This is a genomic window from Streptomyces aculeolatus, from assembly GCF_020400605.1.
GTDB lineage: Bacteria > Actinomycetota > Actinomycetes > Streptomycetales > Streptomycetaceae > Streptomyces > Streptomyces aculeolatus.
This window is the reverse complement of record NZ_JAINRD010000017.1, coordinates 55,126-80,937: the sequence shown is the minus strand read 5'-3', so window position 1 is coordinate 80,937 and position 25,812 is coordinate 55,126. Positions and strand designations below refer to the sequence as shown.

The following is a 25,812-nucleotide window of genomic DNA, read 5'->3' as shown; positions in this document are numbered from 1 at the left end:
CTGTTACTGTCGTCTCCATGGGCAGGCCACGATCCTTTGACGAGACCGCAGTGCTCGACGCCGCGGCGGCGGAGTTCCGGGTGTACGGCTTCGCCGACACCTCGACCGAGCAGCTCTGTGCGGCGGCGGGGGTGCGGCGCAGCAGCCTGTACAACGCCTTCATCTCGAAGGACGAGCTGTTCGTGCGTGCGCTGGAGCGGTACGCGACCGTGTTCCGTGAGCGCCGGGCGCAGGTGGTCGCCGACGTCCGACTCAGCGGGGCTGAGCGGCTTCGCGTCTTGATGGAGGACGTCGTCGGGGAGGAGTGCGCGGCGCGTGAGCAGGGGCATGCGGCCGGATGCATGTTCGTGCAGACCAGGATGGCCCCGGGTCTGCGCGAGCGGGACGAGCGCGTGGTCCGCATCCTCGATCGGGACCAGCGCGAATTCCTGGACGCTCTTGAGGGGGTGATCCGGGCCGGGCGTCTCGACGGCAGCATCCGGGCGGATGCCGACCCGCACGAAGGGGCCTTGCTGGTGGCGACGGTCATCTCGGGGCTGCGTGTCACCGCGCAGGCCGGGGTCGAGTACGGACTGCTGCGGCGGATCGCACTCAACGGCCTGCACTCACTCCTCGGCTGAGAACGAGCGTCGCTGCCGCGCGGGCATGCGCTTGCCCGCATTTTGTATTCCAGAATACAGAAAGCATCGCCAACCGAGCACACGCCCCGATGGGCGCGGCGACAGAGAGGCAGTCATGTCCGACTTCAACCTGCGCGACTTCTACGCGCGCTACATCGAGGCGCTCAACGCGCACGAGTTCGACCGCATGGACGAGTTCGTCCACGACAGCATCGTCATGCACAGCGAGCCCAGCTCACGCGCGGACCTCGTCGCGCAGCTGCACAGCATCACTGACGCGGTCCCCGACTTCCACTGGGAGACCCGGGAGCTCGCCATCAACGGCGACAGCATCGCCGCCCGTCTGAGCAACACCGGTACTCCTGCCAAGGAATGGCTCGGCGCGGCCCCCACCGGCAAACCCATCGAGATCATCGAGTACGCCATCTACCGGGTCCGCGACGGCAAGTTCCTGCACATGTCGGCCATCCACGACGCCGAAGCGCTGCGGAAGCAGCTCGCAGGCTGAGCCGCCACGGGTCGGCGCGGACGCCGAGGTGAGCGGGTGCCCCGCGCTTCTGCCGGGGCACCCGCTCAGTGCACGCAGAACTCGTTGCCCTCGGGGTCGGTCATGACCGTCCACTCCCCGCCCTGCTCCTTGACGTGCCGGACGACGTCGGCCCCCAGCTCCGCCAGCCGGGCCGTCTCCTCCTCGCGCCGCCCCGACTCGGGGTGGAGGTCGAGGTGCAGGCGGTTCTTGACCGCGGGCTTGGGCTCGGGGACCTGGTTGAAGAGCAGCCGCCGGCCGAGGCCGGCGCCGGAGGTGGCGTCGTACGGGTCGTCGGGGTGCCGGACCGCGGCGGCGGTGCGCCAGGCGCGGCGGTCGTGGTGGCGGGTCAGCACGTCCTCGGGGACGGCGCCGGCGGTGAGGAGTTGCTCGATGAGCGGGCTGTTGTCCTCCACCACGTAGCCGAGGGCGGCGGCCCAGAAGTCGGCCTGGGCGTGCGGGTCGGTGGCGTCGATGACGAGTTTCCAGTGCGTGGCAACCATGTACCGGTTATACTGGTTACATGGTGGACGAGGCAAGCTCCCGCGCCCCGGGTATCGAGATGCGGCCCCCGGACGGCCAGGTCTTCCGCTTCGACCCGGGCGCGCTCAGCCTGGAGTTGCTGACGACCGGCGGCCCCGGACCCTTCGCGCGGTACGAGGTGCTGCACACCCCCGCGGACGTCGCCGCCTGGGCGGCGGCCAGCAGGCTGCGCCCGCCGCCGGAGCTGGCGGTCGCGGACGACGACGTGGCGGCCGTACGCAGCCTGCGCGACGCCCTCTTCCGCCTCACCCGGGCCCGCGCCCATGCCGCCCCCCTGCCCGCCGCGGACCTCGCCGCCCTCAACGCCGCCGCCGCGGAACCGCCCCTGGCCCCCCGCCTCACCCCCGACGGCACCGCGGCCTGGTCCCCGGGCCCCGCACCGACGGCCCGGCTCCTCTCGACGGTCGCCCGGGACGCGGTCGACCTGTTCTCGGGCCCGTACGCCCAGCGCATCCGCGAGTGCGCGGGTGACCGCTGCTACCTCCTCTTCGCGGACACCTCCCGGCCGGGCCGCCGCCGCTGGTGCTCGATGGAACGCTGCGGCAACCGCCACAAGGTCCGTACGCTCAGGGCCCGTCGCGAAGCGGACCGCTCCTGAGAAGATGCGGCATATGAAGAGAGTCGTCGCCCGGGCCTGGAAGCTCCTGCGCGGTCCTCTGCAGTGGCGCATCCTCTGGCTCACGCAGGCGAAGTTCATGGTCGGCGTCACGGGAGTGGTGCGGAACGACCGGGGTCAGGTGCTGCTGCTCAAGCACCGGATGTGGCCCGACGCCCGGCCGTGGGGGCTGCCGACCGGCTTCGCCCTCAAGGGCGAGGAGTTCCCGCAGACCGTCGTCCGCGAGGTGCGCGAGGAGACCGGCCTCGACGTCGTACCCGGCCGGCTGGTCCAGGTGACCAGCGGCTACCGGCTCCGCACGGAGATCGCGTACGAGGCACGGCACGTGGGCGGCACCCTCCGGCTGGACGGCTTCGAGATCCTGGCGGCGGACTGGTTCAGCCCGGACGCCCTGCCGGAGGGCCTCCAGGAGGCGCACGTCCGGCTGATCAGGGCGGGCGCGGCGGCGTGACGCCTCAGCCCCAGGTGAGGGGGTCGAGGTGGAGGTAGAAGCGGAGGCGGTCGGGGTCGGGGGCGGTGCCGTAGCCGGCGGCGAAGTCGGCGTCGCGGGCGCGTGCCTCGGCCTCGTCCGGCCATGTTTCGCGGGCGTGGGTGAAGAGAAGGGCCAAGTCGGTGTGGCGGTCTGCGAGGCCGAGGCGGCCCAGGTCGATGAAGCCCGCCACGCTTCCGGTGTCCGGGTCGAGGACGATGTTCGGCAGGGTCAGGTCGCCGTGGCAGACGACCGTGTCGTCGGCCGCCTCCTTCCGGCGGCGCGGCAGTTGCGGTTCGAGGCGGGCCAGCAACTCCTCGGGTGGGGTGCCCTGCTGCTCCTCGGGAAGGAACTCCGGGTGCACCGCACCGCGGGCGACGACATCGCGGGCCAGGGCCATCACCGCATCCAGGTCCCAGCGGTACGGGCAACTAGCGGCCGGGAGCGCGTGCAGGGCGCGTACGGCCTCCGCGATACGGCCCCAGGAGGCCCGCAGGTCCTCGGGCGGCAGCCGGTCCGCGGGCACGCCCGCGACGGCGGTGGTGACCAGGCGGGCGCCGGTGTCGTCGGCGTGGAAGTCGAGGACGCGGGGGCCCGGCACGCCCTGGCCGGCCAGCCACGTGACCCGGTCGCGTTCGGCGGCCAGTTCGGCGACTGTTCCGGTGGTGCCGGTCGCGTCCGTCGCGGAGACGCACTTCGCGTACCGGGAGCCGTCCGCGCTGCGGAAGACGGCGGCGCCCGACTCGCCCGTGGTGACCGGCGTCCAGTCGCCGGGGCCCGGGCCGGGGAGGTTCATGGCTTGCGGTCCATTCGGTAGTGCAGGACGAGGAAGGGGATGCCGAAGACGGCGAAGGCGTGTTCCGCGCGGAGCCGGCCGTCACCGGTGACGTACACGTCGAGGTGCTCGGCGAAGCCGTGCACGCCGAGGGTGGTCAGCTCGCGGGTGTCCGGGTCGATGTACGTCAGGTAGTGGCCGGGGTGGTCGGTGCCGGCGTCGTCGTCCGCGTGGCTGGTGAGTGTCAGGCCGCCGCCGGGGCGGGCGCGGGGGAGGAGGGTGGCGGTGAAGCTGGCGTGGGGGAGGGGGAACCCGACGCTGACGTAGCCGCGGTCGCCGTGCCGGTACGTGGTGTAGATGCCGACGTAGATGGGGTCGTCGGTGTCCGCGAAGGACCGGATCCAGCCGCGGACGGCGATCTCCCCGGCGGCGGCCTTGTCCGGTGGCGGGGTGATCGTGTCGATGCGGCTGCGCATGCCGCGCTGCACCTCGCGCTGGTTCATCGGCACGTTGGCCTGGCCGAGGGGCTGGGCGACCAGCGCGCGGTAGAGGAGGTAGCCGGGGCGGACCCACAGCCGCCAGCGGGGTTCGATGTCGAGGGTGAAACGGGCGGTGTGCTCGTAGAACTCCCGTACCCGCGGGTCCACTTCGGCGGGGTCGAAGCCGGGCCCGGCCAGGGCGTCGAGCGACGCGACGATGCCGACACCGGGCGCGTCGGCGGTGTACGTGCCGCCGAGGACGCCCGCGAGGTCGCGTACGTACGAGGTCCCGACGTACGCGGACCGCGCTTCGAGCGGCACGACGAACGGCAGGTCCTCGGTGGTGGCGTCCTCGGCGAGGAGACTGATCTGCTCCTCCCGGAACACGAGCGCGGACACGACCCGGAACGCCACGACGGCACCCGCCGCCACGGCGGCGCCCCGAGCGGCGACGGCGGCAGGCGAAAGCCCCGCGTCCGCCGCGGCGGAACCCTCCGGGCGCCACGCCGACCCGAGGCCGTGCGCCACCACGCGGCCCGCGGCGCCTCCGGCGCGGGGCCGCCACGGGGCCGAGGCGAGAACACTTGCGGGGGTGCCGCTGCCGCGTCCGCGGAGCGCGGCCGCGCCGCCCACCGCCGCGCCCACCACCGGTCCCAGCGCCACCTTGTGCGGCCGTATGCCCAGCGCCCCCGCCGCCGCGCCGGCCACCGTGCCCACCGCCACCGGGCCCGCGCCCGTCAGCCGGGCGCCCGCCCAGCCCACGGCGGCGGCCAGCGCGCCGCTCGTGGCGATGCGCTGCCACAGAGCCGGGATCTCGCCCGGCCGCTGCCGTATCCGGGAGACCACCTCGGCCGCCCCGAGCCCGACCGCTCCGACCGCGGCGCCGGTGACCGCCGCACGGGCACCCCGCCCGCCGGCCAGCGCGGCCCCGGCGAGCGCGCCCATGACCCCCGCGGTCCCGACCTGTTCACGCAGCTTCGCCCGGTCCACCCGCTCACGCCCCATCCCCGCAGCCTACGTGCGCCCGTCCGGCCTCAGACGGGACGGGCCGGGTCCGCGGCCTGCGCCGCGCCGCCCGCCTTGGCCCCCGGGTCCACCGGGTCCGCCGGGTCCACGGCCGTCGCCGCCCGCGCCGCCTCCGCCGCCGCCCGGCGCAGCTCCAGCCGCCCGCGGCGGGCGGTGCGCAGCGCGTCGTACGTGAGCAGGGCAAGCGCCAGCCACACCAGCAGGAAGCCCGCCCAGCGCTCCGCCGGCATCGACTCGCGGAAGTACAGCACTCCCAGCACGAACTGCAGCGTCGGTGCCAGGTACTGCATCAGCCCGATCGTCGACAGCGGCAGCCGCACCGCCGCCGCGCCGAAGCAGATCAGCGGGAACGCCGTGATCACCCCGCAGCTCGCGAGGAGCAGCGCGTGGCCGACGCCCTCCGTGTGGAACGTCGAGTCGCCGCGGGCGCCGAGCACCAGCATGAACACCAGCGCCGGCAGGAACTGCACCGCCGTCTCCGCCGCGAAGGACTCGACGCCCTCAAGACCGATCCGCTTCTTGATCAGCCCGTACGTCCCGAACGAGAAGGCCAGCACCAGCGCGATCCACGGCAGCCGCCCGTAGCCCACCGTGAGGACGACCACCGCCGCCGCGCCCACCGCGACCGCGATCCACTGCAGCCCGCGCAGCCGCTCGCGCAGCAGCAGCACGCCGAAGGCGATGCTGACGAGGGGGTTGATGAAGTAGCCGAGGGCCGCCTCGACGACGTGGCCGGAGTTGACGGCCCAGATGTAGACGAACCAGTTGACGGTGATCGTCGCCGCCGCCCCGGTGACCAGCGCCAGCCGGCGCGGCTCGCGCAGCAGCGGCCGGATCCAGGACCAGCGGCGCAGCACCAGCAGGAGCAGCACGCACGCGACCAGCGACCACACCATCCGGTTCGCCAGGATCTCCGCGGGGCTCGCGGGCTCCAGCAGCGGCCAGAACAGCGGGATGACGCCCCAACTGCCGTACGCGGCGAAGCCGTAGAGGAGCCCGAGCCGGGCCTCGCCCGCCGCGCGTGCCGGAGCTTCACCTGATGACCCCACGGCCGCCCTCCCGTCCGCCGTCCCCACGGCTTGCGCCGCGACGACGGTAGCGGGCGGGAGAGCCTGTTGTCATATCTGTATCAGCATTTGGGTCCTTACGGATGCCGGGTCGCGGCCTCCGCCGGGCGGGCCGCCGCGAGCCCCGCCGCCACCGCCTCCGCCAGCGGCGCCGTGGGCCGGCCGATCAGCCGCGACAGCTCGCCCGTCGTGCCGGCGAGCAGCCCCCGGGAGACCGCCGCGTCCACGTCGACCAGCACGTCGGCCAGCGGCTCCGGCAGCCCGGCGCCGACGAGGACCTGCCGGTGCTCGTGGGGCGGCAGCTCGCGGTAGCGGACCGGCGTGCCGGACTGCCGGGCGACCTCGGCGGCGTACTCCTCGAAGCTCCACGCTGTGTCGCCGCTCAGCTCGTACGCCCGGCCCTCGTGCCCCTCGCCGGTCAGCACCGCGACGGCCGCGGCGGCGTAGTCGGCGCGGGCGGCGGAGGAGATCCGGCCCCCGCCCGCGCTGCCGAGGACGGCGCCGTGGTCGAGGACGGTGGCGAGGTGCTCGGTGTAGTTCTCGTGGTACCAGCCGTTGCGCAGGAAGACGTACGGCAGGCCGGAGCCGAGGACGAGTTGCTCGGTCGCCTTGTGCTCGTCCGCCAGCAGGAAGTCCGCCTCCGGCCCGCCCAGGATGCCGGTGTACGCGAGCAGCCCCACGCCCGCCGCCGCGGCGGCGTCGACGACGGCCCCGTGCTGCGGCACCCGCCGCCCGACCTCGCTGCCGGAGATGAACAGCACCCGCTCGCCCGGGCGGAAGGCGCCCGCGAGCGAGTCCGGCTCGTCGTAGTCGGCGACCCGCACCTCCACGCCGAGGGCCGCGAGGTCCACGGCCCTGTCCCTGGTGCGTACGACGGCGGCCACCCGCTCCGCGGGTACCTGCTCCAGCAGGGCCGCGACGACGAGGCGGCCGAGATGTCCGGTGGCTCCGGTGACGGTGATCTTCATACCCGCCACCGTAGGATGCATACTTACGAAGAGAAAGTACCCACTTCTACGTAAGGTACTGATGTGGAGGTAAGCATGCAGGCAGGGGCGCAGACGACGGCCCAGGGGGCGGAGGAGTCGCGGCTGCCGGGCTTTCCCGACGTCATCACGGCCGACTGCCCCGCGCGGAACATCATGGAGCACGTCGTCAGCCGCTGGGGCGTGCTGGTGCTGCTCGCCCTGCTGGAGGGGACGATGCGGTTCAGCGCCCTGCGGCGGCGCATCGGCGGGGTGAGCGAGAAGATGCTCGCCCAGACGCTGCAGACCCTGGAGCGCGACGGCCTGGTGCTGCGCGAGGCGAAGCCCGTCATCCCGCCGCACGTGGAGTACTCCCTGACCCCGCTCGGCGAGCAGGCGGCGCTGCGGGTGCGGCCGCTGGCGATCTGGGCGAACGACAGCGTGGCGGCGGTCACCGCGGCCCGCGAGGGGTACGACGAAGCCCGGGCCTGAGGTGCACAGGCCCGGGCTGCGGGTCGTGGCGGCGGGGGACCGGCACTCGCGCGACCGTCGGTCCGCTGCCGGCCCCCGGCTCAGCCGAGCACGGTCCAGGTGTCGCCGCCTGCGAGCAGCCCGGCCAGGTCGCCCTTGCCCTTGCGCTGCACCGCCTCGTCGAGCTGCTCCGCCATCTCCGTGTCGTACACCTGCCGCTGCACGTTCCGCAGGATGCCGATCGGCGTGTGGTGCAGGGTGTTGGGGTCGGCCAGCCGGGAGAGCGCGAAGGCCGTCGTCGGGGTGGCGGCGTGGGCGTCGTGGACGAGGACGTCCGCCTCGTTCTCCGGCGTCACCTCCACGATCTCCAGGTCGCCGGTGGCCGCGTTGCGCACGACGCCCTTGTGCTCGTCGGCACCGAAGCGGATCGGCTTCCCGTGCTCCAGCCGGATCACTGCCTCCTGCGCCTGCTCGCGGTCCTTCAGCACCTCGAAGGCGTTGTCGTTGAAGATGTTGCAGTTCTGGTAGATCTCGATCAGCGCCGTGCCCGGGTGGGCGGCGGCCGCCCGCAGGGTCTCGGTGAGGTGCTTGCGGTCCGAGTCGACCGTACGGGCCACGAACGACGCCTCGGCGCCGAGCGCCAGCGAGACCGGGTTGAACGGCGCGTCGAGCGAGCCCATGGGGGTGGACTTGGTGACCTTGCCGACCTCGGAGGTCGGCGAGTACTGCCCCTTGGTCAGGCCGTAGATCCGGTTGTTGAAGAGCAGGATCTTGAGGTTGACGTTGCGGCGGAGCGCGTGGATCAGGTGGTTGCCGCCGATGGACAGCGCGTCGCCGTCGCCGGTGACGACCCAGACGGACAGGTCGCGCCGGGTGCTTGCCAGGCCGGTGGCGATGGCCGGGGCGCGGCCGTGGATGGAGTGCATCCCGTACGTGTTCATGTAGTACGGGAAACGGGAGGAGCAGCCGATGCCGGAGACGAAGACGATGTTCTCCTTGGCCAGGCCGAGTTCGGGCATGAAGCCCTGCACCGCCGCCAGGACGGCGTAGTCGCCGCAGCCCGGGCACCAGCGCACTTCCTGGTCCGTCTTGAAGTCCTTCATGGACTGCTTGGCCTCCGCCTTGGGGATCAGCGAAAGCGCTTCGATCGCCGGTCCCCCGGCGGTCGTCTCAGCCATTGTCGATGGCCTCCTTGAGGGCGGTGGCAAGCTGCTCGGCCTTGAAGGGCATGCCGTTGACCTGGTTGTACGAGAAGGCGTCCACGAGGTACTTCGCGCGGACCAGGGTCGCGAGCTGGCCGAGGTTCATCTCGGGGACGACGACCTTGTCGTACGCCGCCAGCACCTCGCCGAGGTTGGCGGGGAACGGGTTGACGTAGCGCAGATGGGCCTGCGCGATGTGGTCGCCGGCGCGGCGCACGCGGCGTACGGCCGCGGTGATCGGCCCGTAGGTCGAACCCCAGCCCAGCACCAGCGTGCGCGCCTTGCCGTCGGGGTCGTCGACCTCGATGTCGGGCACCTCGACGCCGTCGACCTTCGCCTGCCGCGTGCGCACCATCAGGTCGTGGTTGGACGGCGAGTAGGAGATGTTGCCGGAGCCGTCCTCCTTCTCGATACCGCCGATGCGGTGCTCGAGACCGGGGGTGCCGGGGATCGCCCAGGGGCGGGCGAGGGTCTGCGGGTCGCGCTTGTACGGCCAGAAGACCTCGGTGCCGTCGGCCGTCGTGTGGTTCGGCTGGGAGGCGAACTGCACCCGCAGGTCCGGCAGTTCGTCGACCTCCGGGATGCGCCAGGGCTCGGAGCCGTTGGCGAGGTAGCCGTCGGAGAGCAGCATCACCGGCGTGCGGTACGTCAGCGCGATCCGGGCCGCGTCCAGGGCCGCGGTGAAGCAGTCGGACGGCGTGGCCGGGGCGACGATCGGCACCGGCGCCTCGCCGTTGCGCCCGAACATCGCCTGCAGCAGGTCCGCCTGCTCGGTCTTGGTGGGCAGTCCGGTCGAGGGGCCGCCGCGCTGGATGTCCACGATCAGCAGCGGCAGCTCCAGCGACACCGCAAGGCCCACGGTCTCGGCCTTGAGCGCGACGCCGGGGCCCGAGGTCGTCGTCACGCCGAGCGCGCCGCCGAAGGCCGCGCCGAGCGCGGCGCCGATGCCGGCGATCTCGTCCTCGGCCTGGAAGGTGCGTACGCCGAAGTTCTTGTGCCGGCTCAGCTCGTGCAGGATGTCGGAGGCCGGGGTGATCGGGTACGAGCCGAGGAACAGCGGCAGGTCCGCCTGCTGCCCGGCGGCGATCAGGCCGTACGCGAGGGCCAGGTTCCCGGAGATCGAGCGGTACGTGCCGGCGGGGAACGCGGACTCGGCCGGGGCGACCTCGTACGAGACGGCGAAGTCCTCCGTCGTCTCGCCGAAGTTCCACCCCGCCTGGAAGGCGGAGATGTTGGCCTCGGCGATGTCCGGCTTCTTGGCGAACTTCGTCCGCAGGAACTCCACCGTGCCCTCGGTGGGGCGGTGGTACATCCAGCTCAGCAGGCCGAGGGCGAACATGTTCTTGGAGCGGCCGGCGTCCTTGCGGGACAGCCCGAACTCCTTCAGCGCCTCGACCGTCAGCGTGGTCAGCGGCACCTCGTGCACGCTGTACCCGTCGAGGGAGCCGTCCTCCAGGGGGCTCGCCTCGTAGCCCACCTTTGCCATCGCGCGCTTGGTGAACTCGTCGGTGTTGACGATCACCTCCGCGCCGCGCGGGACGTCGCCGATGTTCGCCTTCAGGGCGGCCGGGTTCATCGCCACCAGCACGTTGGGCGCGTCGCCCGGGGTGAGGATGTCGTGGTCGGCGAAGTGCACCTGGAAACTGGAGACCCCCGGCAGGGTGCCTGCGGGGGCCCGGATCTCGGCGGGGAAGTTCGGGAGCGTCGACAGGTCGTTGCCGAACGACGCGGTCTCCGAGGTGAAGCGGTCCCCGGTCAGCTGCATCCCGTCTCCGGAGTCGCCGGCGAACCGGATGATCACCCGGTCCAGGCGCTTGACCTCTTTGCTGTTGACCTCGCTGGTCACCTTCGTGGACCTCCCTCGCGGCGGCCGATCGGGAACGGGATTCCGGCCGCCTTGCCCAAGGAACATCGTACGTCGGTTAGGTATGCCTTCCTGAGTGGGTCCACGAAATGGACGGTGGTGAGACGTCGGATTATGTCCGCGTTTGTCGCCATCTACCGCCCGCCCGGAACCGGCCACGGGTGTGACAATCCCTTGTTACGGAGCGCGGGGAGGCCAGGTCACAGCGCGGCCAGAAGCGGTCGGGCCCGTCCAGGATCGGTCAGGAATTGAGGTATGTGAGGACCGCGAGCACCCGGCGGTGATCCCCCTCACTCGGCGCCAGGCCGAGCTTCATGAAGATGTTGCTCACGTGCTTCTCCACCGCGCCGTCGCTCACGACGAGCTGCCCGGCGATCGCCGAGTTCGTCCGCCCCTCGGCCATCAGGCCCAGCACCTCGCGCTCGCGGGGGGTCAGCCCGGCGAGCACGTCCTGCTTGCGGCTGCGGCCCAGCAGCTGGGCGACGACCTCCGGGTCGAGCGCCGTGCCGCCCTCGGCCACGCGGACGACGGCGTCGACGAACTCGCGGACCTCCGCGACCCGGTCCTTCAGCAGATACCCGACCCCGCGGCTGGAGCCGGCGATCAGCTCGGTGGCGTACTGCTCCTCGACGTACTGCGAGAGCACCAGCACGCCGACGTCCGGATGGTCGCGCCGCAGCTGGACGGCGGCGCGGACGCCCTCGTCGGTGTGCGTCGGGGGCATGCGCACGTCGGCGACGACGACGTCCGGCGCGCTGCCCTCGGCGGCCAGCTCCCCGACCGTCTTGACCAGCGCCACCCCGTCGCCGACACCGGCGACGACCTCGTGTCCCCGGTCGGTGAGCAGCCGGGTGAGCCCCTCCCGGAGCAGCACCGAATCCTCGGCGATGACCACCCGCACGCTGTCCTCCACCGTTGCCTGCCCCCCATACGAAGATGTGTAGACCTCCAGCATCCCAGCATTCGGCGCGGGGGGAGGCGCCGGAGGCGGATAACGGCAGGTAAAGGGTGGGAAACGGCTCTCGCCGGGGCGCACGGGACGCGCCCGCGCCCCCGGCCGCGGGGGCAGGCACGGGAAGCGCCGGGCGTACGGGCACGCGTACGGGGACGGGACCGGCCGCGGGCCGCCCCCGTCCCCGTACCCGCGCTCACGCCCGCCAGGGCAGCTCCGCCGTGACCACCGTCGGGCCGCCGGGCGGCGAGTCGACGACCAGCAGCCCGTCCACCGAGCCCAGCCGCTCCGCCAGCCCCGAGAGCCCCGAGCCCGCGTCCAGCCGCGCGCCGCCGTTGCCGTCGTCCGTGACCTGGATCATCAGCCGGCCCTCCGCCCGCCACAGGTCCACCATGGCCCGGCTCGCGCCGCTGTGCTTGCTGATGTTCTGCAGCAGCTCGGAGGTCGTGTAGTACGCGATGCCCTCGATCGACTGCGCCGGCCGCTCCAGCAGGTCCACCGTCACCGACACCGGCACCGTGCAGCGGGCGGCGACGGCCGAGAGGGCGGGGCCCAGGCCGCGGTCGGTGAGGATCGCCGGGTGGATGCCGCGGGCGAGGTCGCGCAGCTCCTGGAGGGCGAGCTTCACCTCGCCGTGCGCCTCGTCGACCATGTGCGCCGCCGCCTCGGGGTCCTCCAGCAGCTTCTCCTTCGCCAGCCCCAGGTCCATCGCCAGCGCGACCAGCCGGGCCTGCGCCCCGTCGTGCAGGTCGCGCTCGATGCGCCGCAGGTCGGCCGCGGCCGTGTCCACCACGACCCCGCGGTCGGTCTCCAGCTCCTGCACCCGCGTCGCCAGCTTCGACGGGCCCAGCAGCCCGACGACCATCGCCCGGTCCACGTACGACAGGCCGCGCACCACCCACGGGGAGGCCAGCAGGCAGACCGCGCCGACGCCGACCGCGAACAGCTGCTCCAGCGGCGAGTCCAGGTACCAGCCCTCGCCCTGGGCGTTCCCGTACACCTGGAGGCCGTCCTGGCCCCAGTGCGCGGGGAAGACCCACTGCCACAGCGGGTACGTGACCATCGACCAGCTCCAGAACATGACGGCCAGCGAGACGGAGAACGAGAACACGGCCCAGAACATGTGCAGCAGCCCGTAGAGCATCGTCCGCCACGACTCACCGCTGCGGAAAAGCGACCCGACCCAGCCCATGAAGCCGGAGGCCCGCCGGCGCAGCGGCTCCGGGTCCTCGATGCGCACGCCCAGCAGCAGCCGCGCCCGGGTCCGCTCGAAGTAGCCCATGCCGCGGCAGCCGGCCAGCATCGCGGCGAGCACCGGGACGCCGAGGAACGTGATCAGCAGGCCGACGCCCAGCGACAGCATCGTGATCGTGTAGACGAAGAACACGATCGACACCGGCAGGCTGAGCAGGTGGTAGAGGAACTCGCGCCAGGTGCGTGCCTCGAAGGGCGCGCGCAGGGCGAGGGGGAGCCGCGGGCGGCGGGCCTCGGGGGCGTACGCGGTGCTGTCCATCGTCGGAAGTCCTTCTGCCGGAGCGCTGGTGACGGGTCTGTCGACCTTGTGCCTCCAGCCTCCTCCGCGGGGGCGAGGCGGGCCATGGAGCAGGTCGGTCTGTCGGTACGGGGGAAAACCCCACCCCCTGCGGTGGGGCTACGCGCGCGCCTGCGCCCGGGACTCGCGGTCGCGCCAGGGCAGTTCGGCCGTGACGACCGTGGGACCGCCGCTCGGCGACTCCACGACCAGCAGCCCGTCCACCGAGCCCAGCCGGTCCGTGAGACCCGAGAGCCCCGTGCCGCCGTCCAGCCGGGCGCCGCCCTTCCCGTCGTCGGTGACCTGGAGCATGATGCGCCCCTCCGCCCGCCACACGTCGGCGCTCGCGGTCTTCGCGCCGCTGTGCTTGCTGATGTTCTGCAGCAGCTCGGAGACCGTGTAGTACGCGATGCCCTCGATGGCCTGCGCCGGGCGCTCCTTGAGGTCGACGGTCACCGCGACGGGCACCGTGCAGCGGGCCGCGACGGCCGAGAGGGCGGGGCCCAGGCCGCGGTCGGTGAGGATCGCCGGGTGGATGCCGCGGGCGAGGTCGCGCAGCTCCTGGAGGGCGAGCTTCACCTCGCCGTGCGCCTCGCCGACCATCTCGGCCGCCGCCTCCGGGTCCTCCAGCAGCTTCTCCTTCGCCAGGCCGAGGCCCATGGCCAGGGCCACCAGCCGGGCCTGCGCGCCGTCGTGCAGGTCCCGCTCGATGCGCCGCAGGTCGGCCGCGGCCGTGTCCACCACGACCCCGCGGTCCTCCTCCAGCTCCTTGATCCGCCGCTCCAGCGGGTCCGACGGCGCCAGCAGCCCGCGTACCATCGCCCGGTCCGCGTCCGCCAGACCGCGCGCCAGCCACGGCAGCAGCGGCCACAGGACGAACAGCGACACCAGCGTCACGGCGAACGTGAGGATCCCCCAGGGCAGCCGGATCACGCTGTACAGCGTCGTCCGCCAGCCCACCGGGTCCTTCAGCGTCGCCCACAGCCACGGCAGGAAGCCGCCGTACGTGCTGCGCCGGATCGGCGTCGGCGCGTCGACGTGCACGCCGAGCAGCGCCCGCGCCCGCGCGCGCTCCCACGAGCCGAGCAGGCGGGCGCCGGTGAGCCCGCCGGCCAGCAGCGGCAGGCCGATGACGGTGATCGACAGCAGCGCGCCGGCGTACAGCCAGACCGAGACGTAGGTGAAGGCGAAGAGCGCCATGGGGAGGTTCACCAGCAGGTGCACGACCTCGAGCCAGGTCGTGCCGCTGAGCGGCGGGCGCGGCGGGGGGAGCGGCTCGTCGCCGCGCGGCTTGGCCAGCGGCTCCGCACCAGGGCGGCTGTGGGTCATCCTCCCAGGGTGCCGCGCCCGGGCGGGGGCGCGCCATGGGGGGTGTACCGGGGAACGTACGGGGGTTAACCCCACCCTTTGCGGAGAAGTCTCCGTTTCTGTCGCGGCCGTGGGTCCCATGGGGCGGGCGTGACGTCCGCGGCGCGCAGGAAGTGGCGTACACGGGATGGCCACAGCGCGCGGGGCAGGGCCTACACTCCTTGCCCGTACAGGTCGATGCCCTGACCGAATGCGCACGGGTCAGCCGGCAATCCAGCCACAGCAGTCAGGAGCGGAGCGGACGTGCCGGACATGCTCGCCGCCGACGCCCTCGCCGCCGGGTACTTCGACGGCTACGGGGTGGTCGGCCTCGTCGCCGTGCTGGGCCTGCTCTTCGTCGCGGTCGCCTTCGGCGGCGCCCGGCTGCTGCGGCCCGCGGTGCCGACGCCCGAGAAGCTGCTGACGTACGAGTGCGGGGTGGACCCCGTCGGGGAGGGCTGGGCGCACACGCAGGTCCGCTACTACGTGTACGCCTTCCTGTACGTGATCTTCGCGGTCGACGCCATCTTCCTCTTCCCCTGGGCGACGGTCTTCGCGGCGCCGGGGTACGGGGCGGTGACCCTCGTGGAGATGTTCATCTTCCTCGGCTTCCTCGCCGTCGGCCTGCTCTACGCCTGGAAGAAGGGCGTCCTCGAATGGACGTGACCCCCGCGCGGCCCGCGCAGAGCCTCGGCGTCCTGCAACGGCTGGCGCCCCAGCCGATGAAGGTGGTCCTCAACTGGGGCCGCCGCTACAGCCTGTGGGTCTTCAACTTCGGCCTCGCCTGCTGCGCGATCGAGTTCATCGCCGCGTCGATGGCCCGCCACGACTTCATCCGCCTCGGCGTCATCCCGTTCGCCCCCGGCCCGCGGCAGGCGGACCTGATGGTGGTGTCCGGCACGGTGACGGACAAGATGGCGCCGTCGGTGAAGCGGCTGTACGAGCAGATGCCGGAGCCGAAGTACGTGATCTCCTTCGGCGCGTGCTCCAACTGCGGCGGGCCGTACTGGGACTCGTACTCGGTGACGAAGGGCGTGGACCAGATCATCCCGGTGGACGTGTACGTGCCCGGCTGCCCGCCGCGGCCCGAGGCGCTGCTCCAGGGGATCCTGAAGCTGCAGGAGAAGATCGCGCGGGAGTCGCTGGAGGAGCGCTACGGGAACGGGCCGGGCGGGTCGTCCGGCGCGTCGGTGGAGGCGCTGACGAGCGGGCTGGTGAAGCCGCCGGAGGACGCCGGATGACGGAGGAGCAGGGGGAGGGCTGGCTCCCGCGGACCGCCGCGGAGCTGTTCGGCCCGGAAGCGGTGGCGAAGGAGGCGTACGGCGTCCTGACGGTGGACGTACCGGCCGCGTCCTGGACCACGGCGCTGCGGACCGCGCGCGACGAGCTGGGCTGCACGTTCTTCGACTGGCTCAGCGCCGTCGACGAACCGGCCGAGGGCTTCCGCGTCGCCGCCCACGTCGTCGCCGTCGGCACCCCGCCGCGCCGGCTGCTGCTCCGCACGACGGTGCCGCACTCGGCCCCGGTGCTGGCCACGGCGACGGACGTGTACGCGGGGGCGGCGTGGCACGAGCGGGAGACGCACGAGATGTTCGGCGTCGACTTCCCGGGCCACCCGCACCTGGCGCGGCTGCTGCTGCCGGAGGAGTTCGAGGGCCACCCGCTGCGGAAGGACTTCGTCCTGGCGGCGCGGGTGGCGAAGGCGTGGCCGGGCGCGAAGGAGCCGGGCGAATCCCACGCGGGCGGCCCGAAGCGGCGCCAGATGCAGCCCCCGGGCGTCCCGGACCCGAACGACTGGGGCCCCCTGAAGGGCACCCTCCCCCCGGCCCCGACGCGCCCCACCCGCCGCGGAGCCCCACGAACGGACGGCCCCCCCGGCCGCACCCGCCCGGCACGGCAAGGGGCTGCCGATGGGCCGGTGCCCCCGAGGGACGAGGGCCACGACGGCAACGGCACGGGTTCCGGGGCCGACGCTGCGCAGACGCAGCCCGGCGCTGGCGCCGGGGGAGGTGCGCCCCGCGGCGCACGCCGCACCCGCTCGGCGAGCGGGGGTTCGGCTTCGCAGCGTGCCGCCGACAGTGGGCCGGTGTCGGAGGACGAGGGGGCACAGCCCCGGCGGGACGAAACGCACGACGAGAACGGCCCGGGTGCCGGGGCCGACGCCGCAGAGGCGGCGCCCGGCAGTGGCGCCGAGGGCGATGCGCCCGGTGCCGGGGGCGGGGCTCCCGGCGAAGCGGGTGCCGCCCGCCCGCCGCGCGGCGCGCGCCGCGCGCGCTCGGCGAGCGGGGGCTCGGCGTCGCAACGGGCCGCCGGCGGCGGGCCCGCCGCGGCGGGCGCGGAGCCGCGCCCCCGTACCCGTACGCCCGACGCCCCCTGGCAACGCCCCCGCCCCGACGGGGAGTCGACCCCACCAGAAGAGCCCCCCGCCCCGGCCGAGCCCGCCGCAGGCGAGACCCCAAGCCCCGAGCCCGCCGCAGGCGAGGACGGTGAGGCCTCGTGAGCGACGTGTGGGAGGTCCTGCTCACCCTTCTCGGCGTTCTCGTCGTGTTTCTGCTCTTCCCCCTCGTCGTCGGGCAGACCGAGCACAAGGTCATGGCCCACATGCAGGGCCGCGTAGGCCCCATGTACGCCGGCGGCTTCCACGGCTGGGCCCAACTCGTCGCCGACGGCGTCAAGTTCGTGCAGAAGGAAGACGTCGTCCCCGCCGGGGCCGACCGGCGGGTCTTCCAGCTCGCCCCCGCCGTCGCCCTCCTCCCGTACCTGGTCGTCCTCGTCGCCATCCCCTTCGCCCCCGACGGCGGCGTCGGTGAGGCCCTGGACGCCGGGATCTTCTTCGTGCTGGCCGTCATGGGCGTCGGCGTGCTCGGCTCCCTCATGGGCGGCTGGGCGTCCGCCAACAAGTACTCGCTCCTCGGCGGCCTCCGTACCGCCGCCCAGCTTCTCGCCTACGAGCTGCCCATGCTGCTCGCCGCCGCCTCCGTCGCCATGGCCGCCGGGACGGTGTCGCTCGTCGGGATCGTCGACGGGTTCGAGTGGTGGTGGCTGCCGTGGCAGCTCGTCGGCGGGGTGGTGTTCTTCACCGCCGGGCTCGCCGAGCTGCAACGTCCGCCGTTCGACGCCCCCGTCGCCGACTCGGAGATCATCTTCGGCGCGTACACCGAGTACTCCGGTCTGCGCTTCGCGCTGTTCCTGCTCGCCGAGTACGCCGGCATCGTCGTCCTCAGCGCGCTGACCGCCGTGCTCTTCCTCGGCGGCTGGCACGGCCCGTACGCCGACGGGCTCGGCTGGCTGTGGACGCTGCTCAAGACCGGGATCCTCGCCTTCGCCGTGATCTGGCTGCGCGTCACGTACCCGCGGCTGCGCGAGGACCAGATCCAGCGCTTCGCCTGGACGACCCTCATCCCGCTCGCCCTCGCGCAGATCGCGCTGACCGGCATCGTGAAGGTGGTGATCTGACGGTGAAGGGGCTCGCCAAGGGGCTCGCGGTCACGCTGCGCACGATGACGCGGCGTTCGCACACCGCGCACTACCCCGACACCCTGCCCGCGCTGCCGCCGCGCAGCCGCGGCGTCATCGCGCTGTTCGAGGAGAACTGCACGGTCTGCATGCTGTGCGCCCGCGAGTGCCCGGACTGGTGCATCTACATCGACTCGCACAAGGAGACCGTGCCGCCCGCCGCCCCCGGCGGGCGCGAGCGCAGCCGCAACGTGCTCGACCGGTTCGCGATCGACTTCGCGCTGTGCATGTACTGCGGGATCTGCATCGAAGTCTGCCCGTTCGACGCGCTCTTCTGGTCACCGGAGTTCGAGTACGCGGAGACCGACATCCACGAGCTGACCCACGAGCGGGACCGGCTGCGGGACTGGATGTGGACGGTGCCCGTGCCGCCCGCGCCCGACCCGGCGGGGGAGGAGCCGAAGGAACTGGGCGCGGCGCGCAAGGCGGCCGAGAAGGCGGAGGCGTCGGCCCGGGCGGGCGAGTCCGCCGCCGGGGAGGGCGACGGCACATGACCCTCGCCGCCGAGACCCACGGCTTCCTGTCGCCCACCGGCGTCGAGATCGTCTTCCTCCTCACCGGTCTGGTGACCCTCGGCGCCGCCGTGATCACCGTGACCACGCGGCAGCTGGTGCACGCCGCGCTGTGGCTGGTGGTCGCGCTCGGCGGGCTGGCGGTCGAGTACCTGCTGCTGACGGCCGAGTTCGTGGCCTGGGTGCAGGTGCTGATCTACGTCGGCTCCGTGGTGGTGCTGCTGCTCTTCGGGCTGATGCTGACCCGGGCGCCGATAGGCCGCTCGCCGGACGCCGACTCGGGCAACCGGTGGGTGGCGCTGGGTGTGGCGGGGGCGGCGGCGGTGCTGCTGGTGACGCTGGTCGTGGACGCGTTCCGCACGACGTGGATCGACCTGGACGAGCCGAAGGGCACGACCGACCTGCTGGGGGCGAGCGTCTTCCGGCACTGGGTGCTGCCGTTCGAGGCGCTGTCGGTGCTGCTGCTGGCGGCGCTGGTGGGGGCGATCGTGCTGTCCCGCAAGGACGGCGGGGCCGCGGAGGAGCCGGTCGAGGACCCGGCCGCCGCCGACGACGGCGGGGAGGGCTGATGCATCTCGCGTATCCGGCGGTGCTGGCGGTGCTGCTGTTCTGCGTCGGCCTCTACGGCGTGCTGGCGCGGCGCAACGCCATCCTGGTGCTGATGTCCGTGGAGCTGATGCTCAACGCCGTCAACCTCAACCTCGTCGCCTTCGACGTCGCGTTCCGCGACGTCCTGCGCTCCGGGCAGTCGTTCACGCTGTTCATCATCGCGCTGGCCGCGGCCGAGATCGGCATCGGGCTGGCCATCGTGCTGATGGTCTACCGCAACCGGGGCACCTCCGCCGTCGACCGCCTGCGCGACCTCGCGGACACGGACGCGGGCGGCACCGGCGCCGCGGCGGACCCGGCGGATCCCGCAGACCGACAAGACCCACAAGGCGCAGGAGACGCCGCCGGCGGGCCGGCGACCGCGTCGAAGAAGGCCGAGGCCACCGCGTGACCACGACCACCCTCGCCGCACTCGTCCCCCTGCTGCCCTTCCTCGGCGCCGTGGCCACCCTGCTCCTCGGGCGCCGCTCGCCCGGCATGGTGCAGCCGCTGGCCGTGCTGCCCGCCGTGGCCGCCGCCGTGCTCGCGGCCGTCGTCGCGGCCCGGCAGGGCGGCGACGAGCCGGTGACCGCCGCCACCGAACTGACCCCGACCGGCTCCGTGCCCATCGACCTGGCGCTGCACCTCGACGGCATGGCGGTGCTGGTCGCCGTGCTCGTCGGCGTCGTCGCCACGTGCGTGCAGATCTACTCCACGGGCTATCTGCGCGACGATCCGCGCTACGCCTCGTACGCCGCCCTCGTCTCCCTCTTCACCGCCGCGATGCTCCTCGTCGTCTACTCCGGCGACCTGCTGGTGCTGCTGGTCGGCTGGGAGATCATGGGCATCTGCTCGTACTTCCTCGTCGGCCACTACTGGGACACGGAAGTCGCACGGGCCGCCTCGCTCAAGGCGTTCCTGGTCACCAAGCTGGGCGACGTCCCCTTCCTCTTCGGCATCTTCGCGCTCGCGTCCGAGGCCGGCACGTTCCGGATCAGCGGCATCCTGACCGCCGCCGGCTCCGGCGAAGGACTGGCCCACCCCACGCTCATCGCGCTGCTGCTGCTCGCCGGGGTCGCGGGCAAGTCGGCGCAGTTCCCGCTGCACACCTGGCTGCCCGACGCGATGGCCGGCCCCACGCCGGTCTCTGCGCTGATCCACGCGGCGACGATGGTCGCGGCCGGCGTGTACGTCGTCGCCCGGCTGCTGCCCGTCTTCGCCGCCTCGGCCGCCGCGCTGGTGGTGCTGGCGGTGATGGCCGCCGTGACGATGGTCGGCTCGGCGCTGGCCGCGCTCGCGCAGGACGACATCAAACGCGTGCTCGCGTACTCGACGGTCGGGCAACTCGGCTACATGACCGGCGCGCTGGCCGTCGGCTCCCGGGACGCGGCCGTCTTCCACCTCCTCTCCCACGGGGCCTTCAAGGCGCTGCTCTTCCTCGCCGCCGGCGTCGTCATCCACGCCGCCGGCACCAACTCGCTGGCCGCGATGGCCCGGATGGGCGGCCTGCGTGCGCGGGTGCAGGACGCCTACTGGACGATGACCGCCGCCCTCCTCGCCCTCGCCGCCGTCCCGCCCTTCGCCGGCTTCTTCTCCAAGGAAGCCGTCCTCGGCGCCGCGGAGGCCGCCATCACCGGGCATGGCGCGACCGGTCACGGCATCCCCGGCGCCGCGGCCTGGACCGTGCTGGTGGCCGGGCTGGCCGGCGCGCTGCTCACCGCCGCGTACGCCGCGCGGCTGTGGCTGCTCGCCTTCCACGGCCGCGGCGAACCCGTCCCCGACCACGGCCCGCAGCCGGTGGTCATGAACGCCGTGCTGTGGCTGCTGCTCGTGCCCACCGTGGCGTTCGGACTGACCGTCTGGACGCTGCCCGACTGGCTCGGCGGCCACGACCTCACGCCGACGCTCACCACCACCGTCCTCGGCACGGGCCTGGCACTCGTCGGCATGGCGGCCACGTACGCGGCGTGGAAGCAGACCGCGGGGCTCGCCGCCCGCGTCCCCGCCGGCGCGGTCACCGCCCACCCCGGGGAAGAGCCCGCGCTCACCGAGGCCGAGGCGGAGGCCAGCCACGAGGCGGTGTACGGCAGCCCCGCGGAGGAGGGCACCCCCGCGTCGGGCGCCGCCCCCGACGGCACCGCGACGGACCCCGGCCGGATCCTGCTCGGCCCCGCCCTCTACCGGCACGCCGGCAGCGGATTCCACGTCGACGCCCTGTACGCCGCGCTGTTCGTCCGCCCGGTACGGGCCGCGGCCCGCCTGGTCCGCTTCCTGGACCGGGAGGTCGTCGACACGTACGTACGCGGCGCGGGCACCGCGCCCCGGCTGCTCGGCGCCGCCGTCCGCCGCGCGCAGACCGGCAACGTGCAGAGCTACCTCAGCGCGCTGCTCGGCGGCGCGCTCGTGCTGGCCGTCGCCGTCGTCGTCGCCACCACGTCGGTCACGGGAGGCTGACGCCGCATATGGACCACACCGCGATGCAGCTCGTCCTCGGCGCCATCGTCGTACTCCCCCTCCTCGGCGCGCTGGCCGCCCTGTTCCCCGCGCCGCCCGGCCTGAAGGGCAAGAGCCCCGACCAGGCGGTACTGCGCCACGGCGTCACCGTCACCGGCGCCGTGTTCGTCCTGTCCGTCGTCCTGGCCGCCGGCTTCGACTACGGTGCCGACGGTCCAGCCACCATGCAGGCCGACTCCGACGTCAGCTGGATCCCCGCCCTCGGGATCCGGATCCACCTCGGCGTCGACGGCGTGTCGCTGCCCCTGCTCGTCCTCACCGCGCTGCTGACCTTCCTCTGCGCGGTCTACGGCTACTTCGTCATGCCCGCCGGGCCGTCACCCCGGGCGTTCGTCGCGCTGCTGCTCGTCCTCGAAGGCGGCATGCTCGCCACCTTCGCCGTCCTCAACCTGCTGCTGTTCTTCCTGGCGTTCGAGATGGTGCTCATCCCGATGTACTTCCTCATCGCCCGCTGGGGCGGCGCCGGACGCACCGCCGCCGCCTGGAAGTTCATCCTCTACACGCTGCTCGGCTCGGTCGTGATGCTCCTCGGCCTCCTCCTCGTCGGGTTCCAGGGCGGCACGTTCGACATGGTGGCACTCGCCACCGACAACGGCTCCGGTCTCACCCACACCACGCAGCTCGTCGCCGTCCTCGCCATCGGCATCGGCCTCGCCGTCAAGACCCCGATGTGGCCGCTGCACAGCTGGCTCCCCGACGCCCACACCTCGGCTCCCACCGTTGGCTCGGTCCTCCTGGCCGGCGTGCTGCTGAAGATGGGCACGTACGGCTTCGTGCGCGTGCTGCTGCCCATCGCCCCCGACGGCATGGAGACGTACGCGCCCTACCTCGCCGCCTTCGGCGTCACCGGCATCCTCTACGGCTCCCTCGCCTGCCTCGCCCTCGCCCGCACCGGGGCCCGGGGCGACCTCAAGCGGCTCATCGCGTACTCCTCCGTGGGCCACATGGGCTTCGTGCTCCTCGGCATCTCCACCCTCACCCCCACCGGCGTCAACGGCGCGCTCTTCGCCAACATCGCCCACGGCCTCATCACCGGCCTGCTCTTCTTCCTCGTCGGCGCCCTGAAGGAACGCACCGGCACCACCGACCTCGACGCCCTCGCCGGCCGCACCGGCGCCGCCCTCTACGGCAGCGCCCCGCGCCTGGGCGCGCTGCTCGCCTTCGGCGCCGTCGCGTCGCTGGGGCTGCCGGGGCTCGCCGGGTTCTGGGGCGAGATGCTGGCGATGTTCGCCGCGTACGACCCGGCCGCCGGGCTCCCGCGTCCCGCGTACCTGGTGTTCATGGCCGTCGCCGGCTTCGGCACCCTGCTCACCGCCGCGTACCTCCTCGTCGTCGTACGCCGCGTCTGCATGGGCGACAGGACCGGCGACCGGCCCGCCCTCGGGGACGTACGCCGCTACGAGATCGCCGCCTGGAGCCCGCTCGTCACGCTCACCGTCCTCGCCGGCCTCTGGCCCGCCGCACTCCTCGGCCTGACCGACCCGGCCGTGCAGAAGCTCCTCACGGGAGGCAGCTGATGACGTACGCAGACGGGACCGCGGACTCCGCCGTCCTGGCCGAGTCCGTCGTCCAGTCCGTCGACTGGCTCGCCGTCGCGCCGCCCACGATCGTCGCCGTGGCCGCCGTCGCGCTGCTCGTCGCCGACCTCTTCGTTCCCGAGCGCGCCAAGCACCTCCTCGGCTGGGGCGCGGTCGCCGCGCTCGCCCTGTCCCTGCTCGCGCTGCTGCCGCTGCTCGACGGCGACCGCACCACCTTCTGCCTCACCGACGGCCCCGGTGTCTGCAGCTACACCGCCGACCGCTTCGCGCTCGTCGTGCAACTCCTGGTGCTCGCGGGCGCGCTGCTCGCCGCGCTGCTGTCCGTGCACGACGTGCGCGCGACGAAGCTGCCCGCGGGGGAGTTCTGGTTCCTGCTGCTGGCCTCGGCCGCCGGCGCGGCGCTGCTGCCCGCGGCCCGCGACCTGGCGACGCTCGTGATCGCCCTGGAGGTCGCCTCGCTGCCGGCGTTCGCGCTGGTCGGCCTGCGCCGCGGGGACCGGCTGTCGTCCGAGGCGGCGCTGAAGTTCTTCCTCTCCTCCGTCACCGCGACCGCCGTCATGCTCCTGGGCGTCAGCTTCGTCTACGCCGCCGGGGGCAGCCTGCACCTGGCGCGGCTGGCCGACGGGCTCGCGGACGCGCCGGAGCAATTGGAGACGCTGGCGGCCGCGGGGGTGGTGCTGACGCTGGTCGGGTTCGCGTTCAAGACGGCTGCGGTGCCGTTCCACTTCTGGGTACCGGACACCTACGTCGGCGCGCCGATCCCGGTCGCCGCGTACCTGTCGGTCGTCGGCAAGGCGGTGGGCTTCAGCGGGCTGATCCTCGTCACCGTCGTCGCCTTCCCGGCGTACGACCACGTGTGGGGCCCCGCGGTCGCGGTCCTGGCGGCGCTGACCATGACCGCGGGCAACGTCGCCGCGCTGCGCCAGCGCCTCGACGCCCCGCACAGCGCGGTCCGGCTGCTGGCCTGGTCCTCCGTGGCGCAGGCCGGCTACCTGCTGGTCCCGATCGCCGCCGCGGCCTACGCCGACGAGCCCGGGCGCGCCGTGGGCTCCACGCTGGCGTACGCGCTGATGTACGGGGTGGTGAACCTCGGCGCCTTCGCGGTGGTCGCCGCGGTGGCGGCGAAGGGCGGCCGCGGCGGCCGGATCGCCGACCACCGGGGCCTGGCGTCGACGCGGCTGCCGGTCGCCCTGGCGCTGGCGTTCTTCCTCATCAACCTCGCGGGGCTGCCGCCGGGGATCATCGGCCTGTTCGCCAAGGTGACCGTCCTGGGCGCCGCGGTGGACGCGGGGCTGGGGTGGCTGGCGGTGGTCATGGCGGCGAACGTGGTGGTGGGGCTGTACTACTACCTGCAGTGGACGGCGCTGCTGTTCCGCCCGGCGGCACCGGCGGCGGAGCCCACCGCGGTACGCACCACCCTGACCGCCCCGCTGCGCGGCGCCATCGGCCTGACCGCGGCGCTCGGCATCGCGCTCTCGGGCGCCCCGCAGCTCGTACTGCGCTTCGCGGGCGAAGCCCTGCTGTAACGCCGCCTCACCCGCCCGGCGCACAGGGAATCTGCGCTGACCAGGGAACTTACCCGGCAGGTCGGGCGTTCTGTGCGTGGGAGGGGTCCACTGGAGGGAGACGGCCGACACTTGCGGCGGCAGGCTTTGGAGGGCACACCGTGCACCGGTCGAACAACGGGCTGAAGACAGCCGCGCTCCTCGGCGGCATGTCTGCGCTGATCTTGCTCATCGGCAGCATTTTCGGCCGTACGGGCCTGGTCATCGCGCTCGTCGTGGCCATCGGCACCAACGCGTACGCGTACTGGAACAGCGACAAGCTGGCGCTGCGCGCGATGCGTGCCCGCCCGGTCAGCGAGATCGAGGCGCCGAACCTGTACCGGATCGTGCGCGAGCTGTCCAACGAGGCCCGCCAGCCGATGCCGCGCCTCTACATCTCGCCCACCCAGGCCCCGAACGCCTTCGCCACCGGCCGCGACCCGCGCAACGCGGCGGTCTGCGTCACCGAGGGCATCCTGCAGATCCTCGACGAGCGCGAGCTGCGCGGCGTCCTCGGCCACGAGCTGATGCACGTCTACAACCGCGACATCCTCATCTCGTCGATCGCGGGCGCGCTCGCCTCGGTCGTGATGTTCCTGGTGAACTTCGCCTGGCTGATCCCCAGCGGCGACCGCAACGGCAACGGCCCCGGCCCGTTCGGCATGCTCCTGGTCCTCTTCCTGGGCCCGGTGGCGGCGAGCATCATCAGGCTCGCGGTCAGCCGCTCCCGGGAGTACGAGGCCGACCAGACCGGCTCGCAGCTCACCGGCGACCCGCTGGCCCTGGCGAGCGCCCTGCGCAAGCTCGAAGCCGGCACGAAGCAGCTCCCGCTGCCCCCGGAGCCCCGGATCGAGACGGCGAGCCACATGATGATCGCCAACCCGTTCCGGCGGGGCTCGGGCAACATGTCGCGGCTTTTCTCCACGCACCCGCCGATGGCGGAACGTATCGCCCGGCTGGAGCGCATGGCCGGCCGCGACCTGGGCCACTGAACGGGGCCCCGGCCGCTCGGGTAGCGTGAGGCGCATGTCAGGTGCTTCTGGAGCCGGCTGCGCCGGTGTGACGAGGACGCCCCGCTAGCGGCGGGGCGCAGGTCACCACTCTTCCGTACGTCCGCACGTGATCCGCAGCCGGATCCGTGCGCCCG

Annotated in this window: 26 protein-coding genes; 16 read left to right on the top strand and 10 right to left on the bottom strand. The window is 73.2% G+C overall.

Annotated elements, in window-relative coordinates; translation table 11 throughout:
• The first annotated feature begins 50 nt into the window (after positions 1-50).
• Together LG396_RS25330 and LG396_RS25325 are read left to right on the top strand one after the other, a co-directional pair.
• A complete protein-coding gene (locus tag LG396_RS25330) occupies positions 51-620 on the top strand; it encodes a TetR/AcrR family transcriptional regulator (RefSeq protein WP_225796527.1) in 570 nt (189 codons plus the stop codon).
• A 115-nt stretch (positions 621-735) separates the two neighbouring features.
• Entirely contained in the window at positions 736-1,128 is a 393-nt protein-coding gene (locus tag LG396_RS25325) for an ester cyclase (protein ID WP_225796526.1), read from the top strand.
• A gap of 65 nt (positions 1,129-1,193) precedes the next feature.
• On the opposite strand, the gene LG396_RS25320 is transcribed toward LG396_RS25325, so the two are convergent.
• The gene (locus LG396_RS25320; protein WP_225796525.1) at positions 1,194-1,649 is read right to left on the bottom strand and encodes a VOC family protein; all 456 of its coding nucleotides are present in this window, start codon (positions 1,647-1,649) and stop codon (positions 1,194-1,196) included.
• 20 nt (positions 1,650-1,669) lie between these two features.
• On the opposite strand from LG396_RS25320, the gene LG396_RS25315 reads away from it, so the two are divergent.
• Both LG396_RS25315 and LG396_RS25310 read left to right on the top strand, forming a co-directional pair.
• On the top strand, positions 1,670-2,287 hold the full coding sequence (locus LG396_RS25315) for a CGNR zinc finger domain-containing protein (protein ID WP_225796524.1): 618 nt from the start codon (positions 1,670-1,672) through the stop codon (positions 2,285-2,287).
• 13 nt (positions 2,288-2,300) lie between these two features.
• Positions 2,301-2,756, top strand: coding sequence for an NUDIX domain-containing protein (locus LG396_RS25310; protein WP_225796523.1), 456 nt, complete (start codon positions 2,301-2,303; stop codon positions 2,754-2,756).
• 4 nt (positions 2,757-2,760) lie between these two features.
• On the opposite strand, the gene LG396_RS25305 is transcribed toward LG396_RS25310, so the two are convergent.
• From LG396_RS25305 to LG396_RS25290, 4 genes are all read right to left on the bottom strand, one after another.
• Positions 2,761-3,570: an APH(3'') family aminoglycoside O-phosphotransferase gene (locus LG396_RS25305; protein WP_225796522.1), complete on the bottom strand. Its 810-nt coding sequence runs from the start codon at positions 3,568-3,570 to the stop codon at positions 2,761-2,763.
• The gene (locus LG396_RS25300) at positions 3,567-5,033 is read right to left on the bottom strand and encodes a hypothetical protein (protein WP_225796521.1); all 1,467 of its coding nucleotides are present in this window, start codon (positions 5,031-5,033) and stop codon (positions 3,567-3,569) included. The genes LG396_RS25305 and LG396_RS25300 overlap by 4 nt, the downstream gene beginning before the upstream one ends.
• 29 nt (positions 5,034-5,062) lie before the next feature.
• Positions 5,063-6,103 carry an EamA family transporter RarD gene (gene rarD, locus LG396_RS25295; protein ID WP_018840696.1) on the bottom strand — a complete coding sequence of 347 codons (1,041 nt, stop codon included), beginning with the start codon at positions 6,101-6,103 and terminating at the stop codon, positions 5,063-5,065.
• A gap of 95 nt (positions 6,104-6,198) precedes the next feature.
• Complete coding sequence (locus LG396_RS25290) at positions 6,199-7,089, bottom strand: NAD(P)H-binding protein (RefSeq protein WP_225796520.1); 891 nt, start codon at positions 7,087-7,089, stop codon at positions 6,199-6,201.
• A gap of 75 nt (positions 7,090-7,164) precedes the next feature.
• Between LG396_RS25290 and LG396_RS25285 the strand changes: the two genes are divergently transcribed.
• A complete protein-coding gene (locus tag LG396_RS25285; protein WP_225796519.1) occupies positions 7,165-7,578 on the top strand; it encodes a winged helix-turn-helix transcriptional regulator in 414 nt (137 codons plus the stop codon).
• A gap of 80 nt (positions 7,579-7,658) precedes the next feature.
• Here the strand turns inward: LG396_RS25285 and LG396_RS25280 are convergent, their stop codons facing one another.
• From LG396_RS25280 to LG396_RS25260, 5 genes are all read right to left on the bottom strand, one after another.
• Positions 7,659-8,735, bottom strand: coding sequence for a 2-oxoacid:ferredoxin oxidoreductase subunit beta (locus LG396_RS25280; protein ID WP_225796518.1), 1,077 nt, complete (start codon positions 8,733-8,735; stop codon positions 7,659-7,661).
• The gene (locus LG396_RS25275; protein ID WP_225796517.1) at positions 8,728-10,605 is read right to left on the bottom strand and encodes a 2-oxoacid:acceptor oxidoreductase subunit alpha; all 1,878 of its coding nucleotides are present in this window, start codon (positions 10,603-10,605) and stop codon (positions 8,728-8,730) included. The genes LG396_RS25280 and LG396_RS25275 overlap by 8 nt, the downstream gene beginning before the upstream one ends.
• A 259-nt stretch (positions 10,606-10,864) precedes the next feature.
• Positions 10,865-11,524 (bottom strand): response regulator transcription factor, encoded by a 660-nt coding sequence (locus LG396_RS25270; protein WP_026276710.1) that lies wholly within the window; start codon positions 11,522-11,524, stop codon positions 10,865-10,867.
• Positions 11,525-11,771: 247 nt separating this feature from the next.
• Positions 11,772-13,088 (bottom strand): sensor histidine kinase, encoded by a 1,317-nt coding sequence (locus tag LG396_RS25265; protein WP_018853504.1) that lies wholly within the window; start codon positions 13,086-13,088, stop codon positions 11,772-11,774.
• Between the two features lie 138 nt (positions 13,089-13,226).
• Positions 13,227-14,435 carry a sensor histidine kinase gene (locus LG396_RS25260; protein ID WP_037748908.1) on the bottom strand — a complete coding sequence of 403 codons (1,209 nt, stop codon included), beginning with the start codon at positions 14,433-14,435 and terminating at the stop codon, positions 13,227-13,229.
• A 291-nt stretch (positions 14,436-14,726) separates the two neighbouring features.
• Between LG396_RS25260 and LG396_RS25255 the strand changes: the two genes are divergently transcribed.
• The 11 genes from LG396_RS25255 (at position 14,727) to htpX (ending at position 25,657) form a co-directional block, all read left to right on the top strand.
• Positions 14,727-15,119, top strand: coding sequence for an NADH-quinone oxidoreductase subunit A (locus LG396_RS25255; protein ID WP_037729848.1), 393 nt, complete (start codon positions 14,727-14,729; stop codon positions 15,117-15,119).
• Positions 15,110-15,694, top strand: a complete 585-nt coding sequence (locus LG396_RS25250; protein ID WP_225796516.1) for an NADH-quinone oxidoreductase subunit B — start codon at positions 15,110-15,112, stop codon at positions 15,692-15,694. The genes LG396_RS25255 and LG396_RS25250 overlap by 10 nt, the downstream gene beginning before the upstream one ends.
• Positions 15,691-16,953: an NADH-quinone oxidoreductase subunit C gene (locus LG396_RS25245; RefSeq protein WP_225796515.1), complete on the top strand. Its 1,263-nt coding sequence runs from the start codon at positions 15,691-15,693 to the stop codon at positions 16,951-16,953. The genes LG396_RS25250 and LG396_RS25245 overlap by 4 nt, the downstream gene beginning before the upstream one ends.
• The gene (locus LG396_RS25240; RefSeq protein ID WP_225796514.1) at positions 16,950-17,909 is read left to right on the top strand and encodes a complex I subunit 1/NuoH family protein; all 960 of its coding nucleotides are present in this window, start codon (positions 16,950-16,952) and stop codon (positions 17,907-17,909) included. Before LG396_RS25245 ends, LG396_RS25240 begins: the two co-directional genes overlap by 4 nt.
• A gap of 44 nt (positions 17,910-17,953) precedes the next feature.
• Complete coding sequence (locus LG396_RS25235; RefSeq protein ID WP_186543223.1) at positions 17,954-18,463, top strand: 4Fe-4S binding protein; 510 nt, start codon at positions 17,954-17,956, stop codon at positions 18,461-18,463.
• Positions 18,460-19,050, top strand: coding sequence for an NADH-quinone oxidoreductase subunit J family protein (locus LG396_RS25230; protein WP_018841977.1), 591 nt, complete (start codon positions 18,460-18,462; stop codon positions 19,048-19,050). Before LG396_RS25235 ends, LG396_RS25230 begins: the two co-directional genes overlap by 4 nt.
• Positions 19,050-19,481, top strand: coding sequence for an NADH-quinone oxidoreductase subunit NuoK (nuoK, locus tag LG396_RS25225; protein ID WP_225796513.1), 432 nt, complete (start codon positions 19,050-19,052; stop codon positions 19,479-19,481). Before LG396_RS25230 ends, nuoK begins: the two co-directional genes overlap by 1 nt.
• Positions 19,478-21,523: an NADH-quinone oxidoreductase subunit 5 family protein gene (locus LG396_RS25220; RefSeq protein ID WP_225796512.1), complete on the top strand. Its 2,046-nt coding sequence runs from the start codon at positions 19,478-19,480 to the stop codon at positions 21,521-21,523. Before nuoK ends, LG396_RS25220 begins: the two co-directional genes overlap by 4 nt.
• Before the next feature lie 8 nt (positions 21,524-21,531).
• Positions 21,532-23,100 (top strand): complex I subunit 4 family protein, encoded by a 1,569-nt coding sequence (locus LG396_RS25215; RefSeq protein WP_225796511.1) that lies wholly within the window; start codon positions 21,532-21,534, stop codon positions 23,098-23,100.
• Positions 23,100-24,647 carry an NADH-quinone oxidoreductase subunit N gene (locus tag LG396_RS25210; RefSeq protein WP_225796510.1) on the top strand — a complete coding sequence of 516 codons (1,548 nt, stop codon included), beginning with the start codon at positions 23,100-23,102 and terminating at the stop codon, positions 24,645-24,647. Before LG396_RS25215 ends, LG396_RS25210 begins: the two co-directional genes overlap by 1 nt.
• Before the next feature lie 140 nt (positions 24,648-24,787).
• Positions 24,788-25,657 carry a zinc metalloprotease HtpX gene (gene htpX / locus LG396_RS25205; RefSeq protein ID WP_018834937.1) on the top strand — a complete coding sequence of 290 codons (870 nt, stop codon included), beginning with the start codon at positions 24,788-24,790 and terminating at the stop codon, positions 25,655-25,657.
• The last annotated feature ends 155 nt before the right edge of the window (positions 25,658-25,812 follow it).

Excerpts from the sequence above, each read along its gene's own strand:
- LG396_RS25325 (WP_225796526.1), top strand. The coding sequence starts at position 736 with ATGTCCGACTTCAACCTGCGCGACTTCTACGCGCGCTACATCGAGGCG.
- LG396_RS25320 (WP_225796525.1), bottom strand. The coding sequence starts at position 1,649 with ATGGTTGCCACGCACTGGAAACTCGTCATCGACGCCACCGACCCGCAC.
- LG396_RS25315 (WP_225796524.1), top strand. The coding sequence starts at position 1,670 with ATGGTGGACGAGGCAAGCTCCCGCGCCCCGGGTATCGAGATGCGGCCC.
- LG396_RS25310 (WP_225796523.1), top strand. The coding sequence starts at position 2,301 with ATGAAGAGAGTCGTCGCCCGGGCCTGGAAGCTCCTGCGCGGTCCTCTG.
- LG396_RS25305 (WP_225796522.1), bottom strand. The coding sequence starts at position 3,570 with ATGAACCTCCCCGGCCCGGGCCCCGGCGACTGGACGCCGGTCACCACG.
- LG396_RS25300 (WP_225796521.1), bottom strand. The coding sequence starts at position 5,033 with ATGGGGCGTGAGCGGGTGGACCGGGCGAAGCTGCGTGAACAGGTCGGG.
- LG396_RS25290 (WP_225796520.1), bottom strand. The coding sequence starts at position 7,089 with ATGAAGATCACCGTCACCGGAGCCACCGGACATCTCGGCCGCCTCGTC.
- LG396_RS25285 (WP_225796519.1), top strand. The coding sequence starts at position 7,165 with ATGCAGGCAGGGGCGCAGACGACGGCCCAGGGGGCGGAGGAGTCGCGG.
- LG396_RS25280 (WP_225796518.1), bottom strand. The coding sequence starts at position 8,735 with ATGGCTGAGACGACCGCCGGGGGACCGGCGATCGAAGCGCTTTCGCTG.
- LG396_RS25265 (WP_018853504.1), bottom strand. The coding sequence starts at position 13,088 with ATGGACAGCACCGCGTACGCCCCCGAGGCCCGCCGCCCGCGGCTCCCC.
- LG396_RS25260 (WP_037748908.1), bottom strand. The coding sequence starts at position 14,435 with ATGACCCACAGCCGCCCTGGTGCGGAGCCGCTGGCCAAGCCGCGCGGC.
- LG396_RS25255 (WP_037729848.1), top strand. The coding sequence starts at position 14,727 with ATGCTCGCCGCCGACGCCCTCGCCGCCGGGTACTTCGACGGCTACGGG.
- LG396_RS25250 (WP_225796516.1), top strand. The coding sequence starts at position 15,110 with ATGGACGTGACCCCCGCGCGGCCCGCGCAGAGCCTCGGCGTCCTGCAA.
- LG396_RS25245 (WP_225796515.1), top strand. The coding sequence starts at position 15,691 with ATGACGGAGGAGCAGGGGGAGGGCTGGCTCCCGCGGACCGCCGCGGAG.
- LG396_RS25235 (WP_186543223.1), top strand. The coding sequence starts at position 17,954 with ATGACGCGGCGTTCGCACACCGCGCACTACCCCGACACCCTGCCCGCG.
- LG396_RS25230 (WP_018841977.1), top strand. The coding sequence starts at position 18,460 with ATGACCCTCGCCGCCGAGACCCACGGCTTCCTGTCGCCCACCGGCGTC.
- nuoK (WP_225796513.1), top strand. The coding sequence starts at position 19,050 with ATGCATCTCGCGTATCCGGCGGTGCTGGCGGTGCTGCTGTTCTGCGTC.
- LG396_RS25215 (WP_225796511.1), top strand. The coding sequence starts at position 21,532 with ATGGACCACACCGCGATGCAGCTCGTCCTCGGCGCCATCGTCGTACTC.
- LG396_RS25210 (WP_225796510.1), top strand. The coding sequence starts at position 23,100 with ATGACGTACGCAGACGGGACCGCGGACTCCGCCGTCCTGGCCGAGTCC.